Annotated in this window: 7 protein-coding genes; 5 read left to right on the top strand and 2 right to left on the bottom strand. The window is 72.8% G+C overall.

The features are described 5' to 3' along the window. Positions 1-1,316 (top strand): HNH endonuclease signature motif containing protein (locus tag ACZ6H8_RS00915; RefSeq protein WP_464143491.1); only part of this gene is annotated, 1,316 nt, incomplete at its 5' end. A 9-nt stretch (positions 1,317-1,325) separates the two neighbouring features. Here the strand turns inward: ACZ6H8_RS00915 and ACZ6H8_RS00910 are convergent. Continuing rightward, positions 1,326-1,973, bottom strand: a complete 648-nt coding sequence (locus ACZ6H8_RS00910) for a LysE/ArgO family amino acid transporter (protein WP_464143490.1) — start codon at positions 1,971-1,973, stop codon at positions 1,326-1,328. Positions 1,974-2,058: 85 nt separating this feature from the next. Between ACZ6H8_RS00910 and ACZ6H8_RS00905 the strand changes: the two genes are divergently transcribed. Then, positions 2,059-3,000 (top strand): ArgP/LysG family DNA-binding transcriptional regulator, encoded by a 942-nt coding sequence (locus tag ACZ6H8_RS00905; protein ID WP_464143488.1) that lies wholly within the window; start codon positions 2,059-2,061, stop codon positions 2,998-3,000. On the opposite strand, the gene ACZ6H8_RS00900 is transcribed toward ACZ6H8_RS00905, so the two are convergent. Beyond that, complete coding sequence (locus ACZ6H8_RS00900) at positions 2,945-3,484, bottom strand: YflT domain-containing protein (protein WP_464143486.1); 540 nt, start codon at positions 3,482-3,484, stop codon at positions 2,945-2,947. The two genes, ACZ6H8_RS00905 and ACZ6H8_RS00900, sit on opposite strands and share 56 nt — an antisense overlap. Before the next feature lie 76 nt (positions 3,485-3,560). On the opposite strand from ACZ6H8_RS00900, the gene ACZ6H8_RS00895 reads away from it, so the two are divergent. From ACZ6H8_RS00895 to ACZ6H8_RS00885, 3 genes are read left to right on the top strand one after another with little or no spacing between them, the layout of a single operon-like run. Next, positions 3,561-4,793 (top strand): magnesium transporter MgtE N-terminal domain-containing protein, encoded by a 1,233-nt coding sequence (locus tag ACZ6H8_RS00895; RefSeq protein WP_464143484.1) that lies wholly within the window; start codon positions 3,561-3,563, stop codon positions 4,791-4,793. Beyond that, complete coding sequence (locus ACZ6H8_RS00890) at positions 4,786-5,346, top strand: DUF1003 domain-containing protein (protein WP_464143482.1); 561 nt, start codon at positions 4,786-4,788, stop codon at positions 5,344-5,346. The genes ACZ6H8_RS00895 and ACZ6H8_RS00890 overlap by 8 nt, the downstream gene beginning before the upstream one ends. Continuing rightward, positions 5,343-6,425: an Mrp/NBP35 family ATP-binding protein gene (locus ACZ6H8_RS00885; RefSeq protein WP_464143480.1), complete on the top strand. Its 1,083-nt coding sequence runs from the start codon at positions 5,343-5,345 to the stop codon at positions 6,423-6,425. Before ACZ6H8_RS00890 ends, ACZ6H8_RS00885 begins: the two co-directional genes overlap by 4 nt. Position 6,426 lies beyond the last annotated feature (1 nt).

Genomic DNA, 6,426 nt, shown 5'->3' with positions numbered 1-6,426 from the left:
CGGCGATCGTCGCGGTGGCGGCGGAGGTCGGTGCGCGTTCGAGCGGTCGCCCTGTCGACGAGTCGCTCGTGCGTCGCGCCGGCTACGGCTCGGTGGAGCGGATGCTGCAGTCCCGCATCGGCGTGCGCTGGCACGAGGCGAAGCAGCTGTGCAGCGTCGCAGCGGCGACGACCACGACGGTCGCCGTGTCCGGCGGCACGATCCCGGTGTCGTTCGCGCATGTCGCCGACGCGCTGCAGGCAGGGTGGCTGTCGGTGGCGCAGGCGCACGCGATCACCACCGGCCTCGACAGGAACGGCGGCCGCGCGTCGCTCGAGGATCTCGACGACGCGGAGCGGCTGCTCGTCGAGGTCGGGTGCGGCACGGGCGAGGATGCGGAGCCAGCGACACCCGAGACCCTCGCGACCGCCGCGCGGCGGTGCCTGGACTGCATCGATCCCGACGGCGACGAACCCCGCTACGACGACCACCTCGCGAGGCGGTTCCTGCGCATGTCACGTCGCCGCGACGGTGACTACGCGATCGAGGGCCGCTGCACCGCCGAGCAGGCCGAGGTGCTGCTGACGGCGTTCGACGCGCACGTCAAGCCACGCCGCGTGCAGTTCGAAGACGCGTGCGGCGCGACCGACGAACCCGACACCGACCTGCCCAGCGGTGACGAAAACGGCGACGTCGAGGTGTCCGTCGACGAGCGCACCACCGAGCAAGGTCGCATCGACGCGCTCGTGACGATCGTGAGCCGGCACGCCGAGACCACCTCGCCGCGCATCTCGGGCGAGGCCCCGACGCTCACGATCACCGTCGCCGAGGACGCCCTCCATGGCCGCCCCGACACCCTCGACGACCTCGCGACGCTCTCCCGCTCCGGTGACACGATCCCCGTCAGCATCGCCGCCCGCATCCTCTGCGACGGCTTCGTGCAGGTCGTCGCGCAGGATCCCTCGGGCGAGCCGCTGCGGCTCGGCCGCCGCCGGCGCCTGTTCTCCAAGGCCCAACGCCGCGCGATCGTCGCCCGCGACCGCCACTGCAGGGCTCCGGGCTGCACCGCCCCGCCCGGCTGGTGCGAGACCCACCACGTCCTGCCCTGGTCGCACGGCGGCACCACCGACGTCGACAACGGCATCCTGCTCTGCCAGCACCACCACACCGAGGTCCACCGCGGCGCCCTCACCATCCACCACGCCACCCACGACCATCCGAGCACGGCCGCATCCGTGCCCCGCAGCCCGCGCTCCCGTCGCACCCGCCGCCGCCGCTGGCGCATCACCACGGCCTACCCCAGACGCGCACGCACTCGAGCACCGCTGCGCAGCTGACGCGCAGGCTCAGAACGTGACGAGCGCGATCGCGATGCCGACCATGACGACGGCGATGCCGGCGTCGAGGATGCGCCAGGCACGCTCGGTGCGCAGCAGGGGTGCGAGGAACCTGGCGCCGTAGCCGAAGCCGACGAACCAGACCACCGCGGCCAGCAGCCCTCCCACGAGGAACGACCAGCGGCCGTCGCCGTGCGTCGCCGCGATCGAGCCCATGACGAGCGTGGTCTCGATCACGGCCTGCGGGTTGAGCCACGTGAGCGCGAGGATCGTGAGCACCGCGGTGCGCCGCGTCGTGCGCTGCCGCACGGCCACGCCGCCCGCACCAGCGTCCGCAGCGTCGGCAGGCGCCTCCACGAGCGCCCCGCCACCCCTCCACGCACGCCGGACGCACAGCGCGGCGTAGCCGAGCAGGAAGATGGCGCCCACCCACCGCGCGACGGGCTCGAGCCACGGCACGTGCTGCACGAGCAGGCCGACGCCCGCGACGCCGGCCGTCTGCAGCACGACCTCGCTCGCGATGCACGCGACGACGATGGCACCGACATGCTCGCGTCGGATGCCCTGACGCAGCAGGTACGCGTTCTGGGCACCGATCGAGATGATGAGACCGAGGCAGAGGGCGAGGCCGGCGACGAAGGCAGCGAAGGAGAGCACGCCTCGACGCTACGGCCGCCGCATCTGCAGGTCCAGCGCAGGATCCTGCACCACCTGTAGCCACGCTTCAGGTAGCGTGCAGCACATGGAGCTGCCCCGCGACCTGCTGCGCACCCTCGTCGCCGCCGTCGACGCCGGCACGCTCGACGGTGCCGCGACGGCGCTCGCCCTCACTCCCTCGGCCGTGAGCCAGCGGATCCGCGCCCTCGAGCGCCAGCTCGGTCGCGTGCTGCTGACCCGCACGAGGCCCGTGGCGCCCACGCCCGACGGCACCGTGCTGCTGCGGCTCGGTCGCCAGCTCGCGCTGCTCGAGCACGAGGCCCTCACCGAGCTCGGCGCCGAGCAGGGCACCGCCACCGTGCGGCTGGGGGTCAACGCCGACTCGCTCGCGAGCTGGTTCCTGCCAGCCGTCGCCGCCGTCGCCGCCGAGCACGACGTCGTCGTCGAGCTGCACCGCGAGGATCAGGATCGCACGGCGGCGCTGCTGGAGTCGGGCACCGTCATGGGTGCCGTGACGGCGCAGCGCGAGCCCGTGCCCGGCTGCGTCTCCTCCCCCATCGGCGGCATGCGCTACGTCGCCGCCGCGAGCGCAGGCTTCGCAGCCAGGTGGCTGCCGAACGGCGGCACCGCCGAGGAGCTCGCCATCGCACCGTACGTCGACTTCGACGACTCCGACGTGCTGCAGTCCAGGCATCTCGCCGCACGCGGCGTCGACGGCTCCCCGCCGCGGCACCTCGTGTCAGCCTCCGCCGAGTTCGGCCGCGCCATCGAGCTCGGTCTCGGCTGGGGCATGCTGCTGCCGTCGCAGCTCGCCGACGGCGCGTTCGTCGCGCTCGACGGCGACCCGATCGACGTGCCGCTGCACTGGCAGCGCTGGAACCTGTCGTCGACGCTGCTCGACGCCATCACCGACGCGATCGCGTCGGCGGCGGCCCACGCGACCGACATCGTGCCCGCGTCGGGCGCGAGGGCTACGGCTGCGGCGCCTCGGGCGTCGGCTCGACCGGCGCCTCGGCGGGGGTCGTGACGGGCGCCATGGCACCGCGCTGACCGATGACGTGCATCGCCTTGCCTGCGATCTCCTGCGGCGCGACGATGTCGTACCGCGTGGCGAGCACCTGCTGCACGCTCGAGAACTGGCGGCGCTTGCGCCCGATCGAGTGGGTGACGATCGCGAGGATGATGCCGATCGCGGCACCCAGCAGCGGCAGCACGAGCGCCGACTGCAGCGACTCGGGCATGAGCAGGTAGATCGCGAGCGCGAAGAAGATGCCGAACGAGAGGCCGCGCACGAGGCCGCCCATCGCGACCCTGCCCCACGTGAGCCTGCCCATGACGCGCTCCACGAGCTTGAGGTCGTTGCCGACGATCGCGAGCCCGCGGATCTCGGTCTCCGACTCCGACACCGTGTTCACCGCAGCCTGCGCCTCGGCGTAGGTCGGGAACGAGGCGACGACGATGCCGTCGGGCAGTCGCTGCTCGCCGCGGTCGGAGGGCTGGAGGATGCTCACCTCCCCATCGTCCCACGCCGCTCGCAGCCCGCGTGGCCCGTTCGCGCCCCGCGAAGCGCACAGGTAGCGTTGCACCGTGAGCAGCAAGGCGTTCGTCGCACGGCTCGCGGGCTGCCCCGTCTTCGACCCTCAGGGCGACAAGGTGGGCCGGGTTCGCGACGTCGTCATGGTGCCGCGCGAGAGCGCACCGCCGCGCATCGTCGGCTTCGTCGTGGAGGTCTCGGGCAAGCGACGCGTGTTCCTGTCGATCGGTCGCGTCATGTCGATCGGCGGCGGGCAGCTCATCACGACGGGCCTCATCAACCTGCGCCGCTTCGAGCAGCGAGGCGGCGAGCAGCTCGTGCTCGCCGAGGTGCTCGGCCGCAGCGTCACCCTGCGCGACGGCACGAGGGCGACGCTCGAGGACCTGTCGATCGTCGAGCAGCACTCCGGGGACTGGATCGCGCAGCAGGTGTTCCTGCGCAAGCCGCGCACGTCGCCGTTCGGCAAGGGCCCGACGACCCTCGCAGGCTGGAACGACGTGCTGCACTCGTCGGAGGGCGAGCAGGAGTCGGACCACATCCTCGCCCAGCTGCAGGACCTCAACGCCGCCGACGCTGCGACGGCGCTGCGCGACCTGCCTGCGCAGCGCATGCTCGAGGTCGCGGAGGACCTCTCCGACGATCGCCTCGCCGACGTGCTCGAGGAGATGGGCGAGGACGACCAGGTCGCGATCCTCGACGCCCTCGGCGACGACCGCGCCGCCGACGTGCTCGATCAGATGCAGCCCGACGACGCCGCCGACCTCATCGCGCAGCTGCCGGCGGCGCGCGGCGAGGCGCTGCTGGAGCTCATGGAGCCCGAGGAGGCCGAGGACGTGCGCATGCTGCTCGCGTACGGCCAGGACACCGCCGGCGGCCTCATGACGACGGAGCCCGTGATCCTCGCATCCGACGCGACCGTCGCGGAGGCGCTCGCGACGATCCGCAAGCACGAGATCGCTCCGGCGCTCGCCGCAGCCGTGTTCGTGACGCTGCCGCCGTACGAGGCCCCGACGGGCGCGTTCCTCGGCGTCGTCCACTTCCAGCGACTGCTGCGCTATCCGCCGAACGAGCGGCTCGGCACGCTGCTGGATCCCGCGATCGAGCCCGTGCGCGTCGACGAGACCGCCGCGGAGCTCACGCGCACGATGGCGACGTACAACCTCGTGTCGGTGCCCGTGGTCGACGCCGCCTCGCGCCTCGTCGGCGTCGTGACGGTCGACGACGTGCTCGACCACATCCTGCCCGACGACTGGCGCAGCAACGACGGCGAGGTGCGCCGTGGCTGAGCGTCGCGACCGAGGCGAGCGGCAGGATCGGCTCGCGACCCCGAAGGGATCCGGCCCGGGACTGCTGAGCCGTCGCCGAGGCAAGCGCGAGTCGAAGGACCGCTTCGGCGGCTTCAGCGAGGCGCTCGCGCGCGGCATGGGCACGCCGTGGTTCCTCATCGGCATGACGATCTTCGTCGGCGTCTGGCTCGGCTACAACTCGATCGCACCGCACGACTCGCAGTTCGACCCGCAGGATCAGGGCTTCCCGCTGCTGACGCTCGCGCTGTCGCTGCAGGCCTCGTACGCGGCGCCCATGATCCTGCTGGCGCAGAACCGGCAGGACGACCGCGACCGCGTGCAGATCGAGCAGGATCGCGTGCGCGCCGAGCGCAACCTCAACGACACCGAGTACCTCGCCCGCGAGGTCGTCGCCCTCCGGCTCGCGATCAAGGACATGGCGACGAAGGACTTCATCCGCGCCGAGCTGCGCAGCCTGCTCGAGGACATCGACGAGCAGCGCAAGGCCGACGAGCACGCCGACGAGCAGCGGCAGCCCGGCCACCGCCCGTGACCGTCGACGCGATCCGCGCGGCGCTCGCCGGCGTCATCGACCCGGAGATCCGCAAGCCCGTCACCGAGCTCGACATGATCGGCGAGGTGTCGCTCGTCGGCTCGACGGCGCACGTCGACCTGCGGCTCACGATCGTCGGATGCCCGGCCGCCGACCGCATCGAGGCCGACGTGCGGGCCGCGGCAGGCTCGGTGCCTGGCGTCGAGTCGGTCGACGTGGCCGTGGGGGTCATGACGCCGTCCGAGCGGCAGGCGCTCGTCGAGCGGCTCCGAGGCAAGCGCACCATGGCGTTCGGACCCGACTCCCTCACGCGCATCCTCGCGGTCACGAGCGGCAAGGGCGGCGTCGGCAAGTCGACGCTCACCGCGAACCTCGCCGTCGCGCTCGCCGCGACGGGGCTCAAGGTGGGGCTCGTCGACGCCGACGTGCACGGCTACTCCATCCCTGGCATCCTCGGCGTCGAGGGCGTGCCGACGCGGGTCGGCGACCTCATGATGCCGCCGAGCGCGCACGGCGTGCACGTGGTGTCGATCGGCATGCTCGTCGAGGGCAACCGCGCGGTGTCGTGGCGCGGCCCCATGCTGCACCGCACGCTGCAGCAGTTCCTCACCGACGTGTGGTGGGGCGATCTCGACGTGCTGCTCATCGACATGCCGCCTGGCACGGGCGACGTGGCGATCTCGCTCGGGCAGCTGCTGCCGCATGCGGAGGTCGTCGTCGTCACGACGCCGCAGCGCGCTGCGGCCGACGTCGCCGAGCGCTCGGCCGAGGTCGCGAGGCAGACGGGGCAGCGCGTCGCGGGCGTCGTGGAGAACATGGCCGGCCTCGTGCAGCCCGACGGCTCGGTGCTCGAGCTGTTCGGCTCCGGAGGCGGCACGGAGGCGGCGCGGCGCCTCGACGTGCCGCTGCTGGCGAGCGTGCCCCTGTCGATCGCGCTGCGCGAGGACGGGGACGCGGGCACGCCCGTCGTCGTCACCCATCCCGACGACCCAGGGGCGCAGGCGATCGTCGCGCTCGCGCGACGACTGCGCGGCGGGCTCGGGCTCGCCGGCAGGTCGTTGCCCTTCTCGACGCGCTGAC

The organism is Agrococcus sp. AC640b, from assembly GCF_979255995.1.
This window is presented reverse-complemented; position numbering and strand designations above follow the sequence as displayed.